Source organism: Peptoanaerobacter stomatis (genome assembly GCF_000238095.2).
In the GTDB taxonomy this organism is placed as follows: domain Bacteria; phylum Bacillota; class Clostridia; order Peptostreptococcales; family Filifactoraceae; genus Peptoanaerobacter; species Peptoanaerobacter stomatis_A.
On sequence record NZ_JH815225.1, the window covers coordinates 917,140 to 938,922 of the forward strand.

General features: G+C 30.6%; 24 protein-coding genes. 8 read left to right on the forward strand and 16 right to left on the reverse strand.

Going from position 1 to position 21,783, the window contains the following annotated elements:
• The 6 genes from HMPREF9630_RS03925 to HMPREF9630_RS10595 all read right to left on the reverse strand — a co-directional run.
• A partial coding sequence (locus tag HMPREF9630_RS03925; protein ID WP_009527240.1) for a WG repeat-containing protein occupies positions 1 to 788 on the reverse strand: 788 nt, incomplete at its 3' end.
• Positions 789 to 1,289: 501 nt separating this feature from the next.
• Complete coding sequence (gene larB, locus HMPREF9630_RS03930; RefSeq protein WP_009527241.1) at positions 1,290 to 2,036, reverse strand: nickel pincer cofactor biosynthesis protein LarB; 747 nt, start codon at positions 2,034 to 2,036, stop codon at positions 1,290 to 1,292.
• Between the two features lie 32 nt (positions 2,037 to 2,068).
• Positions 2,069 to 2,884, reverse strand: coding sequence for an ATP-dependent sacrificial sulfur transferase LarE (gene larE / locus HMPREF9630_RS03935; protein ID WP_009527242.1), 816 nt, complete (start codon positions 2,882 to 2,884; stop codon positions 2,069 to 2,071).
• A 111-nt stretch (positions 2,885 to 2,995) separates the two neighbouring features.
• A complete protein-coding gene (locus HMPREF9630_RS10525; RefSeq protein ID WP_242824677.1) occupies positions 2,996 to 3,148 on the reverse strand; it encodes a hypothetical protein in 153 nt (50 codons plus the stop codon).
• A 162-nt stretch (positions 3,149 to 3,310) separates the two neighbouring features.
• Positions 3,311 to 3,577 (reverse strand): enolase-like domain-containing protein, encoded by a 267-nt coding sequence (locus HMPREF9630_RS10530; RefSeq protein WP_242824678.1) that lies wholly within the window; start codon positions 3,575 to 3,577, stop codon positions 3,311 to 3,313.
• A gap of 57 nt (positions 3,578 to 3,634) precedes the next feature.
• Positions 3,635 to 3,757, reverse strand: coding sequence for a hypothetical protein (locus HMPREF9630_RS10595; RefSeq protein WP_009527244.1), 123 nt, complete (start codon positions 3,755 to 3,757; stop codon positions 3,635 to 3,637).
• An 828-nt stretch (positions 3,758 to 4,585) separates the two neighbouring features.
• On the opposite strand from HMPREF9630_RS10595, the gene HMPREF9630_RS03945 reads away from it, so the two are divergent.
• The 8 genes from HMPREF9630_RS03945 to HMPREF9630_RS03980 all read left to right on the forward strand — a co-directional run bounded on the left by HMPREF9630_RS03945 (position 4,586) and on the right by HMPREF9630_RS03980 (position 11,321).
• Positions 4,586 to 5,878, forward strand: a complete 1,293-nt coding sequence (locus HMPREF9630_RS03945) for a dihydroorotase (RefSeq protein WP_009527245.1) — start codon at positions 4,586 to 4,588, stop codon at positions 5,876 to 5,878.
• Positions 5,879 to 5,938: 60 nt separating this feature from the next.
• Positions 5,939 to 6,667: a dihydroorotate dehydrogenase electron transfer subunit gene (locus tag HMPREF9630_RS03950; RefSeq protein ID WP_009527246.1), complete on the forward strand. Its 729-nt coding sequence runs from the start codon at positions 5,939 to 5,941 to the stop codon at positions 6,665 to 6,667.
• Complete coding sequence (locus HMPREF9630_RS03955) at positions 6,661 to 7,572, forward strand: dihydroorotate dehydrogenase (protein ID WP_009527247.1); 912 nt, start codon at positions 6,661 to 6,663, stop codon at positions 7,570 to 7,572. Before HMPREF9630_RS03950 ends, HMPREF9630_RS03955 begins: the two co-directional genes overlap by 7 nt.
• A gap of 22 nt (positions 7,573 to 7,594) precedes the next feature.
• Complete coding sequence (locus HMPREF9630_RS03960) at positions 7,595 to 8,182, forward strand: HD domain-containing protein (protein ID WP_009527248.1); 588 nt, start codon at positions 7,595 to 7,597, stop codon at positions 8,180 to 8,182.
• A 110-nt stretch (positions 8,183 to 8,292) separates the two neighbouring features.
• The gene (gene pyrF, locus HMPREF9630_RS03965; protein ID WP_009527249.1) at positions 8,293 to 8,991 is read left to right on the forward strand and encodes an orotidine-5'-phosphate decarboxylase; all 699 of its coding nucleotides are present in this window, start codon (positions 8,293 to 8,295) and stop codon (positions 8,989 to 8,991) included.
• Positions 8,992 to 9,159: 168 nt separating this feature from the next.
• Positions 9,160 to 9,798, forward strand: a complete 639-nt coding sequence (gene pyrE, locus HMPREF9630_RS03970; protein ID WP_009527250.1) for an orotate phosphoribosyltransferase — start codon at positions 9,160 to 9,162, stop codon at positions 9,796 to 9,798.
• The gene (pyrB, locus tag HMPREF9630_RS03975) at positions 9,798 to 10,721 is read left to right on the forward strand and encodes an aspartate carbamoyltransferase (protein WP_009527251.1); all 924 of its coding nucleotides are present in this window, start codon (positions 9,798 to 9,800) and stop codon (positions 10,719 to 10,721) included. The genes pyrE and pyrB overlap by 1 nt, the downstream gene beginning before the upstream one ends.
• Before the next feature lie 177 nt (positions 10,722 to 10,898).
• The gene (locus tag HMPREF9630_RS03980; protein WP_009527252.1) at positions 10,899 to 11,321 is read left to right on the forward strand and encodes an aspartate carbamoyltransferase regulatory subunit; all 423 of its coding nucleotides are present in this window, start codon (positions 10,899 to 10,901) and stop codon (positions 11,319 to 11,321) included.
• 89 nt (positions 11,322 to 11,410) lie between these two features.
• On the opposite strand, the gene sufU is transcribed toward HMPREF9630_RS03980, so the two are convergent.
• From sufU to rsmI, 10 genes are all read right to left on the reverse strand, one after another.
• The gene (gene sufU / locus HMPREF9630_RS03985) at positions 11,411 to 11,845 is read right to left on the reverse strand and encodes a Fe-S cluster assembly sulfur transfer protein SufU (protein ID WP_009527253.1); all 435 of its coding nucleotides are present in this window, start codon (positions 11,843 to 11,845) and stop codon (positions 11,411 to 11,413) included.
• The gene (locus HMPREF9630_RS03990; RefSeq protein ID WP_009527254.1) at positions 11,832 to 13,076 is read right to left on the reverse strand and encodes a cysteine desulfurase; all 1,245 of its coding nucleotides are present in this window, start codon (positions 13,074 to 13,076) and stop codon (positions 11,832 to 11,834) included. The genes sufU and HMPREF9630_RS03990 overlap by 14 nt, the downstream gene beginning before the upstream one ends.
• A 6-nt stretch (positions 13,077 to 13,082) precedes the next feature.
• Positions 13,083 to 14,120 (reverse strand): SufD family Fe-S cluster assembly protein, encoded by a 1,038-nt coding sequence (locus tag HMPREF9630_RS03995; protein ID WP_009527255.1) that lies wholly within the window; start codon positions 14,118 to 14,120, stop codon positions 13,083 to 13,085.
• Between the two features lie 9 nt (positions 14,121 to 14,129).
• Entirely contained in the window at positions 14,130 to 15,539 is a 1,410-nt protein-coding gene (gene sufB / locus HMPREF9630_RS04000; RefSeq protein ID WP_009527256.1) for a Fe-S cluster assembly protein SufB, read from the reverse strand.
• A 63-nt stretch (positions 15,540 to 15,602) separates the two neighbouring features.
• On the reverse strand, positions 15,603 to 16,343 hold the full coding sequence (sufC, locus tag HMPREF9630_RS04005; RefSeq protein WP_009527257.1) for a Fe-S cluster assembly ATPase SufC: 741 nt from the start codon (positions 16,341 to 16,343) through the stop codon (positions 15,603 to 15,605).
• Between the two features lie 416 nt (positions 16,344 to 16,759).
• Complete coding sequence (gene hcp / locus HMPREF9630_RS04010; RefSeq protein WP_009527258.1) at positions 16,760 to 18,400, reverse strand: hydroxylamine reductase; 1,641 nt, start codon at positions 18,398 to 18,400, stop codon at positions 16,760 to 16,762.
• A 269-nt stretch (positions 18,401 to 18,669) separates the two neighbouring features.
• Positions 18,670 to 19,368, reverse strand: a complete 699-nt coding sequence (locus tag HMPREF9630_RS04015; protein WP_009527259.1) for a Crp/Fnr family transcriptional regulator — start codon at positions 19,366 to 19,368, stop codon at positions 18,670 to 18,672.
• A gap of 36 nt (positions 19,369 to 19,404) precedes the next feature.
• Positions 19,405 to 20,238, reverse strand: coding sequence for a DUF6734 family protein (locus HMPREF9630_RS04020; RefSeq protein WP_040465179.1), 834 nt, complete (start codon positions 20,236 to 20,238; stop codon positions 19,405 to 19,407).
• Between the two features lie 25 nt (positions 20,239 to 20,263).
• Positions 20,264 to 20,851 carry a hypothetical protein gene (locus tag HMPREF9630_RS04025; RefSeq protein WP_009527261.1) on the reverse strand — a complete coding sequence of 196 codons (588 nt, stop codon included), beginning with the start codon at positions 20,849 to 20,851 and terminating at the stop codon, positions 20,264 to 20,266.
• 86 nt (positions 20,852 to 20,937) lie between these two features.
• Positions 20,938 to 21,771, reverse strand: a complete 834-nt coding sequence (gene rsmI, locus HMPREF9630_RS04030; RefSeq protein WP_009527262.1) for a 16S rRNA (cytidine(1402)-2'-O)-methyltransferase — start codon at positions 21,769 to 21,771, stop codon at positions 20,938 to 20,940.
• Positions 21,772 to 21,783 lie beyond the last annotated feature (12 nt).

Here is a 21,783-nt window from a genome sequence, read left to right on the forward strand (position 1 = left end):
AATCCCCATTTTCCATCTTTTTGTACTACTCCAAATCCATCTTTAAAATACCATGCTTCATCATATTTTAACTCTACTATCTCTCTTCCTTCTTTGTCTATGAATCCCCATTTTCCATCTTTCTCTGTTGCTGATAAGCCTTCTTCAAAACCATATACATCATCATATTCTAACTCTACTATCTCTCTTCCTTCTTTATCTATGAATCCCCATTTTCCATCTTTTTGTACTGCTGCCAAACCTTCTTCAAAACTATATACACCATCATATTTTAGCTCTATTATCTCTCTTCCTTTTTTGTCTATGAATCCCCATTTTCCATCTTTTTGTACTTCTGCCAAACCTTCTTCAAAATACCATATTTCATCATATTTTAATTTTATTATCTCATTTCCTTTTTTATCTATGAATCCCCATTTTTTATCTTTTTGTACTTCTGCCAATCCATCTTTAAAATGCCTTACATCATCATATTTTAGTTCTATTATCTCTCTTCCTTTTTTGTCTATGAATCCCCATTTTCCATCTTTTTGTACTGCTGCCAAACCTTCTTTAAAAAGAAAACTTATATTTGAATATATAGCTTCTATTATTTCATTGCCTTCCCTGTCTATATATACATATTTATAACTTTCATTACCACCTATTTCTTTTCTTATAATATTCATGCCATCTTGATATGATTCAATCTTCTCATACCTAGTAATATTTTCATGTAGACATTCACTATCATCATCTTTACATTGCATATTATTACCTAAATCTATACTATCATCAATATATCCCATAATTATACTTATCTCCTTTTTTAATAAATTTGTCCAAAATTAAAATTTTATAAAAACAAATCACGATATATAAAAAAAGCATAAAAAATATATATCACAAGAAAAATTTAATTTTTATGCTTATATCTACAAATAATATATTATGCAAAATTTAATTTTATATAATTAGTAGTATTTATAATAAATTTTTCTTGATTATATATAAATTTACTATAATCTTATCACATTTTATATACCAAAAATAGTACATACTATATATATCATAATATCTTATACTAATATTCGCTTAATCAATATATAAAATTTTGTTTTTAAGATATATAATTTCACTTAGCCAATAAATTAAAAAAACAAGAATATTCATTATTCCATTAATTTTTATTAATATTAGTAGTAAAGTAAAATAAAATAGCCATATGCACAACTCTAAATCGTATATTTAAAGAGTCTTATGCACATGGCTATTTGGGTTTTACATTCAATAAATTTAAATCAATATTTTTAATATTTTTCAATCAATCTGTTTATTTGTACTGCGTTATAAGCTGCTCCGTAGCCGTTATCTATATTCACGATATTTATACCTTCACTGCATGAATTAATCATGGTCAAAAGTGGTGCCAAGCCGTTAAAATTTGCTCCATAACCTACAGATGTAGGTACTGCTATTATAGGTTTATCACACAAACCGGCTATTACTGTCGATAATGCACCCTCCATACCTGCAACTGCAATTATTACATTTGCTTTTTTTATTTCATCTATGGAGGACAATAATCTTTTAAGAGCCGATACGCCAATATCATAAAAAGTAGTTACATTTGCACCGAAAAATTCTGCCGTTATTCTTGCCTCCTCGCATACAGGTATATCGCTTGTTCCACCGCAACATATTGCTATATTTCCCTTTTTTTCTATTTTTTCAAATTCCAATCTTATAGTTCTTGACAATTCGTCATATATAAGATTGTCCATCTCTTTTGCCAAAAGCTCAAATTGTTCTTTTCTCGCTCTTGTTGCCAAAATATTTTCTTTTCTTTCAAAAAAAGACTTAAATATAGCTATCAAATGTTCATCAGACTTACTCTGTGCAAATATGACCTCAGGCAGATGTCTTCTTTTTTTTCTGTCAAAGTCAATTTTTGCAAAGCCTAAATCTTTGTAATTTGAATCTTTCATATATTCAAGACCATCTTCAATAGACATGGCTCCGTTTTTTATACCTTCCAAAAATTCTCTATCATTCATAATAAATCTCCAAAAATTATAAAATATTTTTTCTAATCTTTATCTATTACAATATCCATACTTCCGGATCTAAATCCCTCTATATCAAGATTTACATAGACAAACCCCGTTTCTTTAAATTTCTTGATAATCTCCAATCTTTTTTCAAAAAATAAAGGAAATTTATCTACATCCACCTCAATTCTTGTCACATCTCCGTACAATCTGACTCTATTATTATCAAAACCGAGTGATTTCAAATAATTTTCTACTTCATCTATCTTTGGAAATATACTTATATCCACTTTTTTATTATACGGAAATCTTGTCATAAGACATGGAGACGAAGGCCTGTTATGCACTTTTATTTCAAGTTTTTTAGCAAGTTGTCTGACTTCATTTTTACTCATTCCTGTTTTTTCAAGCGGACTTATAATGCCAAGCTCTTTAAGTGCCTTTCTTCCAGGTCTGTACACATTTGCATCGTCAGCATTAGAACCGTCAAGCACATAGCCGAACCCTAATTTTTCTTTTAATTTTATAGCATTTTCAAAAAGATTTTTTTTACAATAATAACACCTCTGCTTGTCATTATATAATATCTTTTCATCCTCTATTTCATTTGTTTGTACAACTTCAAGTCTTACTCCAAAATCTTCAGCCAATTTTTTTGTAATCTCTATATCATTTTTAGGACTGAGCACCGTATCAAAAGTTATAGCATATACATCATTTGCAGATGACACATCAATTGCTGTTTTAAGAACAAGCGAGCTGTCAACCCCACCCGAAAAAGCTACCACAACTTTTTTATCCGTCAAAGATTTCATATATTCAAAAAATTGTTTTTCCTTGAAATTTAACTCCATAAAAACCTCTTATCTGTCAATTTATACTATTTCTTACTTGAAACGTAGTTTTGATTTCTATATTATATATTTTTATGTTATTGCATTATTCATATATATCACTTTTTCTTACTATTCTACTTTGATTCTAAAAAATTCCTGCGTTGATATTTCACCTATTTCGGCTTTTTCTCCTAAAAATGAAAGATTTAAAACAGTATTGCAACCTTTTAATTCGGTATCTTCCAAAGATACACCCTTAGCTCTCTCATGTAACTCGTCCATATAACTTTCTTAAGCTTTATCTTGAATAGATGAAATCTTACTATTTTCTTTTTTATTCTTCTTCATATTCCTAATCATAACTGCCATTTGATAGCCTTCCGGATCTCTTTCTAAAATCATTTTTTCTTCTTCAGGTGTAAGTTTTTCGCCTTTTGCTAATTTCTATTTTGATTTTAAAATCTTTTCTTCTTCTTTAAAATACAACTCCCATACTGCACCTTGCTGCTTTGCTACTTTCATATTATGTTCCAATGAGTGCATATTTAAATAGTACTCTCTCAATTCCTCTGCTTTTTTATCTTCTTCTGACAATTCTATTCTCTTTCCATTTACCATTATATATCCTCTTGAAACCGCTTTGCTACCATAGCTGAATCTTGAAAAATGCACTACAAAGGTATTATCAAACTTCCCTTTTTCAATGCCCAAGATATCTTCCCCAGATCTTGCCGACATATCATTATATAATAGTTTTTTCCCTTCGTCCTATATTTCAACAGTATCTGTTTTAAATGAATTCTTATCAGTTTCTTTTGAATAAGTTTTTAAATTTTTAGTATTATATATCGTATTTATAGAAGATTTATAATTTAAATCATTTATTTTCATATATAATCTCCCTTTAAATCATAGTAAGACTGACTTTAATAATTTCATTATAACAATGACCATAACAAAGCCATTCTCTAATTCATATTTTTGAAAGAATGAAGTATTTATCAAATTACATAGCCTAATCCGTATCATTTATGAGTTTTTTCATAGAGATTAATTCTCCATACTTGCTCAACAGTATTTATATATTAAGAATATGCTTATACTGATTGTATTATGCGTTGCGTATATAGGAATATTCTTTTTAAAATTCAAGTAGGAGTTTTGCCTTCTTATACCAAAATAAATTATCCATAAGTAATATTTTATAATTTTATGTTTACAATATAAGTGCAACACTTAATAAAATATATTTGACATTTATATTGATTTTAACAATACATATTAATATAAAAGATTATACAACTATATTGAAAATAATACAATATTATAAAACCACCTAACTTCTTAAGTGGCTTTATAAAAAATATAAGAACTTATAAGTTTTTTATTTAGTATTTCACTTATATTTTAAACCTATATTATATACTACATACAAAAAATATTTGAATTTTTTAAACTCTTTAAAATATAATATTTTATATATTGACATATGTTCTATGTTGTGATAGAATATCGAAGATTTAAGCAGAATTATTTTTATAAGTATATTTTTTTATGTCTTGCTCTGTTATAATCATAGCAAGAATACGATAATATTCCTGTATTTTGTATTAAAACATTTTTGACTTTTAAATACAAAACATTATTTTAATATGAATTTTATTACAAAATATTTTTATAAACTAATTTATATATATTCTTCAAGAAAGGAGCTTATAAATGTCTACTTTATTAAAAAATGGTAATGTTTTTACTCCAAACGGCTTTAAAAAGACGAATATCTTAATTTCTAATTCCAAGGTGTCTTTAATTTCTACTTTAGATGATACTTCTTTTGATAATTCTATAGATTGCAACGGTTTATATATTGTGCCAGGTTTTGCGGATGTGCATGTACATTTTCGTGAGCCCGGCTTTTTTTATAAAGAAAGCATAGCCACAGGTTCACTTGCAGCTGCTCGTGGAGGATACACACAAGTTTGCACTATGCCTAATGTAAACCCTGCACCTGCAGATCTTAAATCATTAGATGTTCAACTCGAAATTATAAAAAATGACTCTGTTGTACACATAACTCCATACGCAACTATAACTTCTCGTGGAGATGGCAGGAGTACATTATCAAAAATGGCTGATATGGCAGATTATGTCGTAGGATATTCTGATGACGGTAAAGGTGTACAAACAGGAGAACTAATGGAAGAAGCAATGATAATGGCAAAATCACTCGATAAAATAATAGTTGCACATTGTGAGGATGAAAGCTTGTTAGACGGAGGATATATCCATAAAGGTATATATGCAGAAAATCATAACCACAAAGGTATATCTTCTGAGAGTGAATGGGTTCAAGTAGCAAGAGATGTGGAGCTTGCAAAAAAAACAGGTTGTAAATATCACGTATGCCACATATCCACAAAAGAAACAGTGGACATAATAAGGCGTGCAAAAGCGAAAAATGTAGACGTAACTTGTGAAACAGCTCCTCACTATCTGATATTGTGTGATGAAGATTTGAAGGAAGAAGGTCGTTTCAAGATGAATCCTCCTTTACGTTCAAAAGAAGATAGAGCAGCACTTATAAAAGGTATACAAGACGGTACAATAGATATGATTGCAACAGACCATGCACCTCATTCACAAGATGAAAAATCTCGCGGCTTACAAAAAAGTCCATTCGGTATAGTAGGACTTGAAACAGCCTTCTCACTCTTATACACTCATCTTGTAAAAAAAGATATAATAAGCCTTGAAAAACTTATAGAGCTCATGTGCATAAATCCACGAAAGAGATTTCCATTAACAGGCTCTTTATATATAGAAAATGATACACCTGCAGATATAACTGTACTTGATCTTAGCAAAAAATATAAAATAGACTCTAAAAATTTCTTATCAAAAGGAAAAGCCACTCCATTTGATGGAGAATATGTAATCGGAGATATATTATATACTTTTGTAGACGGAAATATGGTTTATGATTACAAAAATCTGCCAAATTACCAAAAATAATTTTCCAAAAATCTATTTATACTAAACTTCTGAAACAATATTTAATTTTAGGAGAATCAAATGAAATGTGAAAAATTTAAAATTTTAGAAAATAAAAAAATTGCAAAGGATGTATTTCTTCTTACGCTTAGAGGAAATACTGATGAAATAAAAAATCCAGGACAATTTGCAAACATATCAATATCATCATTTTACTTGCGTAGACCTATATCCATATGCGACTTTGAAAAAGATACTCTCAAATTAATATATAAAGTTGTAGGTGAAGGTACACTTGCTCTTTCGCAAAAAAAGCCTGAACACTATCTTGATATATTACTCCCTTTAGGCAATGGGTTTGATATAGATAAAACCACAAAAAATACAGTATTAATAGGTGGAGGTGTAGGCGTTCCTCCACTTATTAACCTTGCAAAAAATATGATAAAAATTGGTAAAACACCTAAAGTAGTAATAGGTTTCAATACAAAAGAAGAAATATTTGCCGTAGATATGTTTGAAAATCTTGGAATACATCCTATTGTTTCAACTGTTGACGGTTCTTATGGAGTTCACGGTTTCGTAACAGATGCTCTTAAAAGTATAGATTATGATTATCTATGTACCTGCGGACCTGAACCTATGTTAAAAGCTCTCAGCAATCTTGATGTAGACGGTCAATTCAGTTTTGAAGCGAGAATGGCATGTGGATTCGGAGGATGTATGGGATGTTCTCATGAAACAAAATCAGGCTATAAAAGAATATGTAAAGAAGGTCCTATACTTTTCAAGGAGGAGATAAAATGGTAGATACTTCAGTAAATCTAAGCGGTCTTGTCCTTGACAATCCAATCATCCCTGCAAGCGGTACATTCGGATTTGGACAAGAGTACAAAGATTTTTATGATATAAATATATTAGGTTCAATTTCATTCAAAGGCACTACTGTTGACATGCGTTTTGGAAATATGCAACCGAGAATAGCAGAATGTACAGCAGGACTTATAAATTCCGTAGGTCTACAAAATCCTGGCTTGGAAAAAGTAATATCAGAAGAATTGCCAAATCTTGCAAAAATATATCATAAAAAAGTAATTGCAAATATTAGTGGCTTTTCCATAGATGAATATGTAAAATGTGCAGAGGCTATGAATGAAGTAGATATGGTGGGAATAATAGAAGTCAATGTGAGTTGTCCCAATGTGCATAACGGTGGAATGGCTTACGGAGTATGCCCAGAAAGCGTATCGGAAGTTACAAAAGCTGTAAAGAAAGTAACTTCAAAACCTGTATATATAAAATTAAGCCCTAATGTAACAGACATAACCGAAATTGCAAAAGCGTGCGAATATTCCGGTGCAGACGGTATAAGTATGATAAATACTCTGCTCGGTATGAGAATAGATATACGAAAAAAAGCACCCGTAATTGCAAATAAAATGGGAGGTTTTTCAGGACCTGCTATTTTCCCTATAGCTCTCAGAATGGTATATCAAGTTGCAAATGCTGTAAAAATACCGATAATAGGTATGGGTGGAGTAAGCAGTACATCTGATGTTATAGAAATGATGATGGCAGGAGCAACTGCAGTGCAAATCGGTGCTGCAAATCTTGTAAATCCGTTTATATGCAAAGAGATTATAGACTCTCTCCCTTCTAAAATGCAAGAACTCAATATAGAAAAATTAAGTGATATAATAGGAATTGTGAAATAAAGCCTAAGAATTGAGGAATCAAATGAATGTTCAAAAAGATATAGAATTTATAATATTACTCGAAGAAATGAAAAAAATACAAAGACAAACCAAGGTATTAGGAGGCAATAGAAGAGAAAATGACGCAGAGCATTCTTGGCACGTTGCTACTATGAGTCTGTTTTTGCAAAATTATTCAAAATTGGAAACAGACATAAATAAGGTTATAAAAATGCTTTTAATACATGACCTTGTAGAAATATTTGCAGGCGATACTTTCGCTTATGATACAAACGGATATGAAGATAAGATTTATAGAGAAACTCAGGCTATGAATAAGCTAAAAGGCTTTTTGCCTCAAAATATGGCTGAACTTTTAGAATCACTTTGGCTCGAATTTGAAAACGGGGAAACAAATGAGTCTAAATATGCTAATGCAATGGACAGACTCCAACCTATGCTAAGTAATCTGTTCAGTAATGACGGCGGTACTTGGACTGAACATAAAATAAAAGTATCGCAAGTTTTAAAAAGAATGGAACCTATAAAGGATTTTAGCGAAGAAATCTACAACTTTATTTATGAAAATATACAAGATAACGTGAAAAAAGGATATTTGATTGCCGATTGATATATTATTTTCAGATAATGTAAAAAAACAAATAAAAATATTATAATTTACTTTTTTACACTTTCAATATTGTTAACCAAAAAAATAATTTTATATTAAGGAGTGTTGTTATGAAAAAAGATGTTATTATAGCACTGGACTTTCCAAACGGAAAAGAAACATTAGAATTCTTAGATAAATTTGAAGGCAAAAAACCTTTTGTAAAAATAGGCATGGAAGTTTTTTACAGCGAAGGGCCAAGCATAATAAATGAAATAAAAGCAAGAGGACACAAGATATTTTTAGACTTAAAACTTCACGACATTCCTAATACAGTAGAAAAAGCCATGATGTCATTGGCTAAATTGGATGTGGATATGTGTAACGTTCATGCAGCAGGCACTATTGAGATGATGCAGGCAGCTTTAAAAGGTCTTACTTCTATAAAAGGAGAAAACAGACCTTTGCTCATAGCGGTAACTCAGCTCACTTCCACAAGTGAAGAAAGAATGCAAGAAGAACTGCTTATAAATCACAGTTTGGAAGATACAGTTACAAAATACGCTCAAAATACAAAATTTGCAGGTCTTGACGGAGTTGTATGCTCCCCAAGAGAGTCCGCTCTTATTCATAACGCTTGTGGCTCCGATTTTCTTACCGTTACTCCCGGAATAAGATTTGCAGATGCAAAAAAAGATGACCAAGTACGTATAACTACACCTGAAGATGCAAAGAAATTGGGTTCAAACTTCATAGTAGTGGGCAGACCTATTACAAAAGCGGATGATCCTGTACTCGCATATGAAAGATGCTTAAAAGAGTTTTTATAAAAATTTTAACTCATATAAAATTTAATACTCTAAAATATTATAAAACTAATCAATATTTTTTTGTATTATAACACACTTAATTTTAAAAAATTTACAACTATACAATCTGTTAATTAAATTTTGCTTATTAACTTATTTTATATCAAGTATTTTTATCAGGAGGTATATATGAAAAATGATATTGCAAAAGCTCTGCTATCCATACAAGCTGTATTTCTAAGACCTGATGAACCTTTTACATGGGCATCAGGAATAAAAAGCCCTATATATTGTGATAACAGACTTACACTTACTTCACCACAAGTTCGTACACTAATCGAGCAATCTTTAGCAAAAACGATAAAAACATATTTCCCTACTTGCGAGGTTGTTATGGGTACAAGTACTGCCGGTATTGCACACGCTGCAATAGTAGGACACCTTATGAATATACCTATGGGATATGTCAGAGGCTCTGCAAAAGATCACGGTAGAACAAATCAAATAGAAGGAAGGCTGTTACCTAAACAAAAAGTAGTTGTAATTGAAGACCTTATTTCTACGGCAGGTTCATCTATAGAAACTGTAAATGTACTTAGAGAACATGATGCTGATGTACTTGGAATCGCCAGCATATTCACATACAATATGAAAAAATCAAAAGACAAATTAAAAGAAAATAATGTTATAAACATAAGTCTTTGTGATTTGGATACTTTACTCGATGTAGCAATAGAAACAAGATATATAAAAGCTGACGATAAAACAAAAATACTTAAATTTAGAGATAACCCACAAGATGAAAGTTGGATGAAAGGAGAAAAATAATGGATAGGGTGAGAAATTTAATCAATATAACAGATTTATCCGTGCAAGAAATAGACAAATTAATCGAAGTTGCAGATGATATTGTCAAAAACCACAGCAAATATGAAAACATATGCGCTCATAAAAAACTTGCTACATTATTTTTTGAACCGAGTACAAGAACACGTCTAAGTTTTGAAGCTGCTATGTTGGAGCTTGGAGGAAGTGTATTAGGTTTTTCATCTGCAAACTCAAGTTCGGCGGCTAAAGGTGAAAGTGTAAGCGACACAATAAGAACAGTAGGTTGTTATGCAGATATAATCGCTATGCGTCACCCAAAAGAAGGTGCTCCAATAGTAGGTGCACAGCGAACTACAGTTCCTATAATAAATGCAGGTGACGGAGGACATTTTCATCCTACTCAGACACTTACAGATTTATTAACTATAAAGCGTAAAAAAGGCAGACTGTCCGATATGACAATAGGTGTATGCGGAGACTTGAAATTTGGACGTACAGTCCATTCGCTTATAGAAGCTATGTTAAGATATGACAATATAAAATTTGTTTTAATCTCACCTGTAGAATTACAAGTACCCGATTATATAAAAGAATCCATGAACAAAGCCGGTGTATTATGGACAGAAGTTGAAAGCTTAGAAGAAGCTATGCCTATGCTTGACATACTATATATGACAAGAGTTCAAAGAGAAAGATTTTTCAACGAAGCTGACTATATCAGATTAAAAGACAGCTATATATTGGACTTAGAAAAACTGGAAACTGCAAAAAAAGATCTTACAATAATGCACCCTCTTCCAAGAGTAAATGAAATATCTGTAGAAGTAGATGATGATGAAAGAGCATGCTATTTCTTCCAAGCATTATGTGGAAAACACATAAGAATGGCATTGATATTATTACTTTTAAATATACAGGTATAGAAAAATCATATAAGCTCTTACTTTGTATTGAAATTTACTTATACTAATATTTATTTGAAAAATGGATATAGTTTTTATCTACGAAAATAAATTTTTCATCTGTATAAATATATATGCAAAAATAATTATCCATTTTTCTGTATAAATAGTATTACAAATTAAAATTAGGAGGCAATTATGAACGTAGATGGTGTAAATAACGGTATTGTGCTTGACCATATAAAAGCAGGTCTAAGTATGAAGATATATAAATTGCTCGGATTGGATAAATTGACTTGTACGGTAGCTATAATTCAGCATGTAAGCAGTACAAAATACGGAAAAAAAGATATAATAAAAATAGACGAAGATATAGAATTGGATTTTGATGTATTAGGTTATATAGACAGCAATATTACTGTAAACAAGGTAAAAGACGGCAAGTTGTCCAGTAAAGTACACCTATCTTTGCCTGAAACACTTAAAGACGTAGTAATTTGTAAAAATCCGCGTTGTATAACTTCTGTCGAACAAGAAATAATCCATACTTTCAAATTGGTTGACAGAGATAAAAAAGTTTACAGATGCGCTTATTGTGATTCAGAACATATAGCAAGATAATATTTTAAATCCGTAAAAAAAGTTCCTAAAAATAGTATTCACTATAATTTAGGAACTTTTTTATAAATTTATATTTTCATATAATCTTATTACTTTTTCGCTATCATATCATTTAAGGTATGCCATGCAAGTACTGCACATTTTACTCTTGCCGGCATATTGCTTATATTTCTGAGCGCCTCTGCGTCTTCCAGTTTTTCAAGAGTTTCATCGTCAGTTATCTCACGTCTTATCATACCTAAAAATATTTCACACAATTCTTTTGCTTCTTCAATGGTTTTTCCTCTTAAAAGGTCGCACATTATTGATGCGGAGGCTTGAGATATTGCACAACCTACACCTGTAAAAGCAAGATCTTGTATATTTTTCTTATCATCACTCAATTTTACCTGCAATGTTATTTCATCACCACAGCTTGGGTTATGTCCCGGCTCGGACATATCATAACTTTCCAAATCATGTTTATTTTTTTTGCTCTTTGAGTGCTCCAATATTATTTGCTGATATATATCATTCAAGTCCATAACCGAGTGTCCTCCTTACATCTTCAAGGTGTGTCAAGAATTCGTCAATTTCTTGTTTTATATTATAAAAAGATATTGATGCTCTACAGCTTGCATTTATTTTTAAATATTTGTGAAGAGGCATTGCACAGTGATGACCGCTTCTTACAGCTATATTAAAATTATCAAGTATAGATGCCACATCATGAGGATGTATTTCTTTTACATTAAACGCTATGGCACTGCCTACATTTTTTGCGTTTTGCGGATAATATATGTCTATATACGGTATTTTATTAAGCTGTGATACTGCATACTCGCTCAACTGTCTTTCTCTTTCATATATGTTATCCATACCTATAGCTTCCATATACTCTATTGCTTTTGCAAGTCCTATAGCACCGCCTACATTCATAGTACCTGCTTCAAATCTTGTAGGAGAAAGTGTAAATGTAGAGTGGTCTTCATAAACATACTCTATCATCTCTCCTCCATACATAAATGGTTTCATATTGTCAAGTATATCTTTTTTTCCGTATAATATACCTATTCCCATAGGTGACAGCATTTTATGTCCTGAAATAGCAAAGAAATCACAATTTATTTTTTGCATATCAACTTTTTTATGTGGAGCAAGCTGTGCACCGTCAACAACTACTATAGCCCCATTTTTATGAGAGAGCTCTACTATTTTTTCGATATCAGGCATACAAGATGTAACATTTGATGCGCCTGTAACAGATACCAATTTTGTTTTTGAAGTAAGCTTATTTTCAAAATCTGTCATATCAACACTGAAATTGTCGTCAAGATATACTATTTTCAATTTAGCACCTGTTTTTTCAGCTACATAGTGCCAAGTTGTAAAGTTGCTGTGATGTTCCAGTATTGTTATCAATATTTCATCATCTTTTTTCAGATTTTCAAGCGCATAGCTATATGCTATCAAATTCAAACTTTCTGTCGTATTTCTTGTGAATATTATTTCATCTGAAGATTTTGCATTTATAAATTTTGCTATTGAGCTTCTTGCATTTTCATATGCCTCTGTAGCCTTGACAGTCAAATAATGCGCCCCTCTATGAGGGTTTGCATTTTGATACTTATAATAATCGCTCACTGCATCTATTACACAGTTTGGCTTTTGTGAAGTAGCAGCATTATCTAAATATATTATCTTTCTTCCCAATTTTTGCTCATCTAAATAAGAAAAATCTTCCCTTATTTTAACAATCTTATCATCTAATAACATAGTATCCTACCTTCTTGTCATTTTTTCTTTAAGATTTCCAAGCAATGCATCTCTAAGCTTTGTATCCGGTAATTTATCAATTACAGGTACTAATCTCGCTTCTACTATAAGGCTTGTAGCCTCATCTCTGGAAAATCCTCTACTCATTATATAAAACAACATATCTTCATCTATTTGGCCTGCACTTGCGGCATGATTTCCTGTGATGTTTTCTTCACTGCACAAAATTATAGGAAGTGATTTTGACCTTACCGTCTTATCTAAAAGTGTTACATATTCCGATTCTGAGCCTTTTGACGCTCTTGCCCCTCTTTTGAAATCCAATGTTCCTTTAAACACTTTCTTTGATTCGTCTTTTTGAACACCGTTTATTGTTATTTGCGACTCACTTTGAGCACCGAATAAATTTACATTATAAAGCATATCAAAAGTCTGTTTTTTCTCCAAAAAATATGCTCCGTCTATGTTAAACACACTTTTATTTCCGTCTACATTGGCTTTACAAGAAAATAATTTATCTCCCATTCCAAGCTCTACCTGATACAAGTTTACATTTGCGTTTTCTTTTGTTATAACACCTACACTTTGATATATCTTAGCATTATCATTTTGTCTTGATACCAAAAATATATCTACATTTGCGTTTTCTTTTGCATATACATAAAGTACGGAATTTCTGAATGTCTTTTCATTTTCTTTATTGCTATAATCTATTATAAAACTGCTCTTTGTATTTTTTTCAGCCTGTATCTTTATATCATCAAGCAGTACATCATTTTGGGCAGATAATTCATACTTTATAGTCTTATCGGTATCCTTATCCACTTTTATTATATATCTTGCATTTGCTTTTTCATTATTCAGCTGAATAAGCTCTTTATTTACACCTATATCTAAATTTTCAAATTCTTTATTTAATTCTTCAGCTTTTGAATTATCGTCTACATTTGCATATGGTTTGGGAGTTATATCTTCAAACTCTATATCCGCTTTATTGCCTTTCAGATATCTAAATGTAGGTGATGAGATTACATTTGCTAACATTTTTTCCTCCTAACCATTAGTTCCTTCCAACTCCATATTTATAAGATTATTCATTTCTACAGCATATTCTATCGGTAATTCCTTGGCAACAGGATTTGCAAATCCTCTTACTAACATTGCTCTTGCCTCTTGCTCACTTATACCCCTTGTCATAAGATAAAATATAGAGCTCTCATCTATCTTGCCTATTCTTGCCTCATGTCCTATATCTATATCATCAGTGTATAAATCTATAACAGGAATAGTATCAGATCTGCTCTCCTCGCTGAGCATTAATGACTCGCAATTTACAGTAGATTTACTTCCGTTTGCATTCTCTGAAGATTTTATAACTCCTCTGAAAACACATACTCCGTTACCTGATGATATACTCTTTGTATTCATCGAAGATTTTGTATTAGGCGCATAGTGGAAAACTTGAGCGCCATTGTCAAGATATTGTCCTTCTCCTGCAAAACTTATAGATGTAAGCTCACTGCTTGCACCTTCACCTATAAGTATAGAAGTTGGATAAAGCATAGATACTTTTGAGCCGAATGAACCTGAAACCCATTCAATTCTACCGTTTTCTTCAACAATGGCCCTTTTTGTATTCAAGTTATACATATTTCTTGACCAGTTTTCTATTGTAGAAAATCTCATAGTCGCATTTTTACCTACAAATATCTCAACACTTCCTGCATGAAGATTAGTAACATCATATTTAGGAGCTGAACACCCTTCTATAAAATGACAATTTGCACCTTCTTCAACTATTATCATAGTATGCTCAAACTGTCCTGCACCCGGAGCATTTAGTCTATAATATGATTGTAAAGGTATATCTACATTTACACCCTTCGGCACATATACAAAACTTCCTCCGGAAAATACAGCGCCATGTAATGCAGCATACTTATGAAGTGTAGGCGGTATTGCTTTTTGGAAATATTTTTTAACTATGTCAGGATATTCTCTTATAGCCGCATCAAAATCTGTATATATAACACCTTGATCAATAAGATATTGTTTAATACTATGATATACTTCTTCAGAGTCATATTGTGCCCCTACACCTGCAAGAGCATCTTTTTCAGCCTCAGGTATTCCAAGCACATCAAAAGTGTTTCTTATATCGTCAGGAAGAGCATCCCAGTTTGTAGCAAGACCGGCTTTCGGTCTTATATATGTTGTTATTTCAGAAATATCAAATTCAGATAAATCCGGTCCCCATGTAGGGTTTTCAGTTTTATTAAATATTTCGAGAGATTTCAGCCTTTTTTCAAGTACCCATTCAGGTTCTTTTTTATTCCTTGATATCTCCCTTACTATATCTTCATTAAGTCCTTTATCAGTTTTTTGTGAATAGGTAAACTCATTTTTTAAATCATAAATTCCCCTATTTATATCAGCTATATATGTCTTTTTCTTAGGTTCCATATTTATTAAAATTCCTTTCACTTTTTAAGCTGTGAAACAAGTGATAAAAACAGTTGTACTATATTATAGATTTGCAATATTTTCATATCCGTTTTCTTCTATCTTGTCAATCAATGTTGCATCAGAAGTCCTTATAAGCTCGCCGTCTTTAAGTACATGAACATAGTCGGCTTTAACATTTTTTAATATTTCCTTGTGGTGAGTTATTATTATGATGGCTTTAGTTTCATCAAAAAAATCCTTTATAGCCTCAGACACAATTTTTACAGCATCAACGTCCAAACCTGAATCCGTTTCATCCAAAAGAGCAAGTTTAGGATTTAATATAGACATTTGCAACATCTCATTTTTTTTCTTCTCTCCGCCGGAAAAACCTACATTCACATATCTTTGAGCATAAGAGTTGTCCATTTTTAATGAATCCATTTTTTTAACAAGCTCTTTATGAAATTTAAGCGAACTTCCATAATCTTTTCCTTGAGAATTCAGAGCCTCTTTCAAAAACTCCTCAACATCCACACCTTGTATTTCTTCAGGATTTTGGAAAGACATAAATATTCCTTTTTTTGCACGCTCATCAGTTCTGCTGTCAGTTATATCTTCTCCATCAAAAATTATCTGTCCTTCAGTTACCGTATATTTAGGATGTTCCATTATAACGTTCATAAGTGTTGATTTACCGGCACCGTTAGGTCCCATAAGCACATGTATCTCTCCTGCATTCACAGTCAGATTTATATTTTTTAAAATATTCTTATCTTCCACACTTGCAGATAAATTTTTTATTTCTAAAAGCTTTCCCATTGTCCACCTCATAAAATTGTATTAAATATGATAAATTTTATAAATCATATTCTATAATTAATTCTTAGTATAAGATTTATATAAACAAACTTTATAAAATAAACCTATACACACAAAAAAATCTATAAATATATCAACAGAACAAAACTAATTATCAATTAATATTTCATTCAAAATTATTTTTTTTAAAACTATACTTTTTTAAATTCTATAATAATTGATTTTACTAAGTTTTTTAAATTATTTTTTTCAGCTTGTATATTATAGCATATTACTCGGGATTTGTTAAGTGATAAAACACGATTTTTTTACTATGTTTTTAATATACCACTTTTTTAGTATATTATTCTAAATTTAAAATAAAAAATAAAATAAAAAACCACTCTATCATAAAATAATAAAGTGGCTCTGTTATATTATTCAAAGAATAATTTCATATCGTCTTCTACTGTTCCTATTCCTGCTATACCAAAGTTTTCTACAAGCACATTTGCAACTGCAGGTGATAAAAATCCTGGTAGTGTTGGCCCTAAATGGATATTTTTAACTCCTAAATACAACAATGCAAGTAATACTATTACTGCTTTTTGCTCATACCATGCTATATTAAATACTATAGGTAATTTATTTATATCGTCAAGCTCGAACACTTCTTTCAATTTTAAAGCTATTACAGCTAATGAATATGAATCGTTACATTGTCCTGCGTCAAGAACTCTTGGTATTCCGCCTATATCTCCAAGATTAAGTTTATTGTATCTGTATTTTGCACATCCTGCTGTCAATATTACTGCATCTTTTGGCAAAGCTTCTGCAAATTCAGTATAATAACTTCTACCCTTTTGTCTTCCGTCACATCCGCCCATAACTACAAATTTTTTGATTGCTCCTGTTTTCACAGCCTCAACAACTTTGTCTGCAAGTGCAAATACTTGATTATGTGCAAATCCTCCTACTATATATCCTGTTTCTATTTCTTTCGGTGCAGGACATTTTTTTGCATGTTCTATAAGCTCAGAAAAATCTTTATGCTCTCCCGGTTCTCCCTCTATATGTTTACATCCAGGATATCCAGCCGCACCTGTTGTATACATTCTATCTTTATAACTGTCTTTTGGTGGTACTATACAGTTTGTAGTCATAAGTATAACTCCGTTGAAATTTTCAAAATCGTCTTTTTGAGCATACCATGCTCCACCATAGTTACCTACAAAGTTAGGGTATTTTTTAAGCTCCGGATAATAATTCGCAGGCAACATTTCACTGTGAGTATAAACATCTACGCCTGTGCCTTGAGTTTGTTCAAGCAACATTTTCATATCAAATAAATCATGTCCTGAAATCAATATTCCCGGATTTTTTCCAACACCTATATTTACTTTTGTCATTTCAGGATGACCATATGTTGATGTGTTTGCACCGTCTAAAAGTGCCATACCTTTTACACCGAATTCTCCTGTTTTAAGTGTAAGTGCTACAAGCTCATCTAAAGTCTTATTCTCATCAAGCAATTGTTCGAGTGTATCTTGTATAAATGCGTCAACTTCTTCATCATCTTTTCTGAGGTTGTTGGCATGTTTTACATATGCAGCCATACCTTTCAATCCGTAAGTTATAAGTTCTTTTAAGCTTCTTATGTTTTCATCAGCTATTGATAATATACCTATTTTTGTAGCTTTTTCAAGAAGTTTAGCCGCATCTCTTTCATCGTAGAATACAACGTCTTTTAAACCTTGTTTTTCTTCATCTGATAATTTAGATAAAAGTTCTTTTTTCATATCCATAGTTTTGTGTATTTCTCTAACTATAGCCTCATCGTCAAAATTGGCATTTGTTATAGTAATAAAAAGATTTTTAGAAACCATATGGTTTACCTGTTTGGATATTTGCTCGCCTTTTGCTCTTAACTTATTAGCCAATATAGCCAATCCTTTTGTTTGCCAAACAAGCATATCTTGAAGATTTGCTACATCCGCTGTCTTTCCGCACACACCTTTTACTGTACAACCTTTATTTCCGGCTGTTTCCTGACATTGATAACAAAACATACTGCTCATAATTTACCTCCGCTTTTACTTTAATCTTAATTTTCTGTAATTTTCAGTATTTAAATTTATATAATTTATTTTTCTTTACTAATTATAAAAAAAAATATATATAAATTCCGTATCATTTGTTACAAATTTATAGATTATTTTTCAAAAAATGTCGATAAATTATATCATATGATTTTTATAATCAAAAAACTCTTTATATAAGCATAAATCACTTAAATAAAGAGTTCACAATAAGTTTTTTTAAAAACAGAATATTTATATTTCAATCATTATATTATTTCTTGCAATTTTTTTATATCCAAGACTGTAAATGTATTTTTGTCCAAGTCTATTATGCCTTGATCCTGCATAAGTAACATTTCTCTTGAAAGAGACGGTCTTGTAGTTCCTATAAAATCTGCCAATTCTTCACGTTTAAAAAGCAGATTTATCTTCTTGTTTTCTTCACCCTCACACTCTCTAAGCCTTTGCAACAGATAACTTGCTATTTTTTGTCTTAACGTAAAACTGCTCAGTATCAACACTTTTTGATTTAGATATAAAGCTTTTCTCGATAAAATTTTAAGCATATTTTGAGTTATTTTATAGTTATAACTCTGAGTTAAACTGTCTATATTCATAAAAAATTCTCTCGGTATGGCAAGAACTTTAGTATTTTTGATGGCTATACAGGAATAATCATATAACTTATCGCTGAAATATACATAAACTTCAGCAAACATAACCCCCACTTCATCAAACCTGTTCATTATCATTCTTTTACCGTTTACATCGGTTTTTTCTATTTGTACCGCTCCGTCTATCAATATATACAGATTTTCAGGCTCGTCTTCCTGATAAAACAGATATTCATCTTTTTTTAAACTAATTAATCTTGCTTTTGAAAATTCAATTATATCTTTTAATTCCTGCTCTGTAACGTTCTCAAAAAGTATAGATTTTTTCAAAATATTATTTATATTATCCATTTATTTTCTCCAAGATAAAGTTATAATAATACTAAATCAATCCATATATTTATAAAAAAATGTTTTATCCATAAGCAAGGCACTTTCTTTAGGAAAATCTTTAATAATTCTGTTTACACATCTCTTGCAAAACTTGTAGTTTTCACTTTCATTTTGTGCCAATACATTTTTATATCCCCATATATGTGTAAAATTATCTTGATTTCCTATAGCCTTTGGAAATTCTATCAAATAATCTATATCTATATCTTTTTTCTTTGCACACATGGATAAAAGCCTTTGTTCTGCAAAAACCATATAACATAGTTTGTCATCGCTTTTGGCTGAATTTTTCATAAAATTTATAGCTTCATCACAATAATAATTCTTAAATGCTTCGTCTTGTATGTATAAAAAAGCCGTATTTGAAGGCAAAACTTCCCAGTCAAATTCATCATCAAATGCGTAGTCACGCCTCATATTAAAATAATATTTGTCTTTATAAGTATTGGATATTATGGGTTCACTATGTATAGCTGCTATTTTTTTATCAGACAGCTCGTCTTCCATATTATTCCATACTATCATATCCAAATCTATCATTGCTATAGGAGCATTTTGAGATTTTAAAGCAAATATTTTTGCACCTGCCCAAAACATCTCATAATCTATATCTTCTTCTTTTAATAATTCTATATCATTCCATATATATTCTAAAAAATTGTCTTTTATAAATTTTAAAGCACATTTATCTAATACAAGTTTTATACTACCGCCATTTTTCCGCCATTGAAGCGCAGATAATATCATAGTCAATATTTGATAGTCCTGCATATAAAACTCCTGATTATAAAATGCAGGTTTACTGCATATACAATGAAAAGCATTCATGTCTAACCCTCCAACATAAAATTGTCTATATAAGCTCCAATCCGTATCCCATGACAAAAAAATTCTGTCTTATATCACAAGAAATGTATTGATACTCATTTTTATATATATTTCTCCGCTTATCTTGATATATTCCCAAATTTACAAAAGGGGATACATTATTGTAGGTACAGACGTAAAAGCTATTATATAAACTGTACGCATTTGCAAATGAACCGTATGAACCATAAGAATTGTACGAATTATATGAAGTATAATATGAATTATATGAATTGTAAGAGTTATATGAGCTGTATGAGTTATAACTGTTATATGAGTTATACGAATTATAACTACCATACGAAAAATAACTGTTATAACTGCCGTTAATATCATATTCTTGTATATAATCATAGCTGTTTACAAAAATATCGTTTATATATCTATGTTTCATCTTATATATTCTATCTATGAAACTGCTGCTGTATCTCGGTTTATTTATATAATTATGTTTAAAATATATTTTATTGAAAACAGAATCTGTCATTTTTATATAACAATGCTTATTTTTGAAATCTGTATAGACTTTTTTTAAATGCTCTTTAAATTTACTGCTATGCACTGAAGTATACATAATCATTCACCTTTTTATAATTTGCATAATAAAAATTTTTTCTAACTATAATTATAAATAAAAAAATTAATTATAATTTCTCTTTATTACTTGGATAACAATGTAGATATATTATATACCTTGTTCTTATTAATATTATACTCTTTTGAAACAAACTTTACAGCATCTTTTGTGGATAATCCCGAATCTGTTTTTTCTTTTAAAATCGAGATTATTTCATCATCAGATAATACTTGCTCTTGATTTATATCCTTATTGCCTTCAATTATTAATATGATTTCTCCTATAAGTTCTTTTTTCTCATAATTTAACATATAATCCAAAGTTTGTAAATCCGTTCTTATATATTCTTCAAATTTTTTACTGATTTCTCTTGCTATCACTATTTTTCTGTTTAAAAATACCTCATGGAGTTGTTTGACTGTCTGTTTTATTCTATGCGGCGACTCATAAATTATAAGCGTTTCTTCTTTTTGAAATAATTTTTGCAACTGTGATTTTTTCTTGCTGTTTTCTCTTTCCAAAAAACCTACAAATGTAAAACTTCTTGTATCCAAACCTGAATTTACAAGTGCTACAACCATAGCACTTGCACCCGGTAAAGTTGTAACTTGAAGACCGTTTTCTATACAAAGCTGTATTAATTTTGAGCCCGGATCCGATATTCCTGGCATTCCCGCATCTGATACATATGCTATATTCTTGCCTGATTTTATTTTTTCTATAACTTCATCGCTTTTCATATTTTCGTTATGTTCATGTAATGAAAATAGTGGCTTTTTAATTTCATAATGATTTAGCAGTTTTATTGTATGTCTTGTATCTTCACAATATATTTCATCTACAAATCTTAATGTATTTAATGTTCTTATTGTTATGTCTTCAAGATTTCCTATTGGTGTAGGGCATATATACAGCATAATTTATTCCTT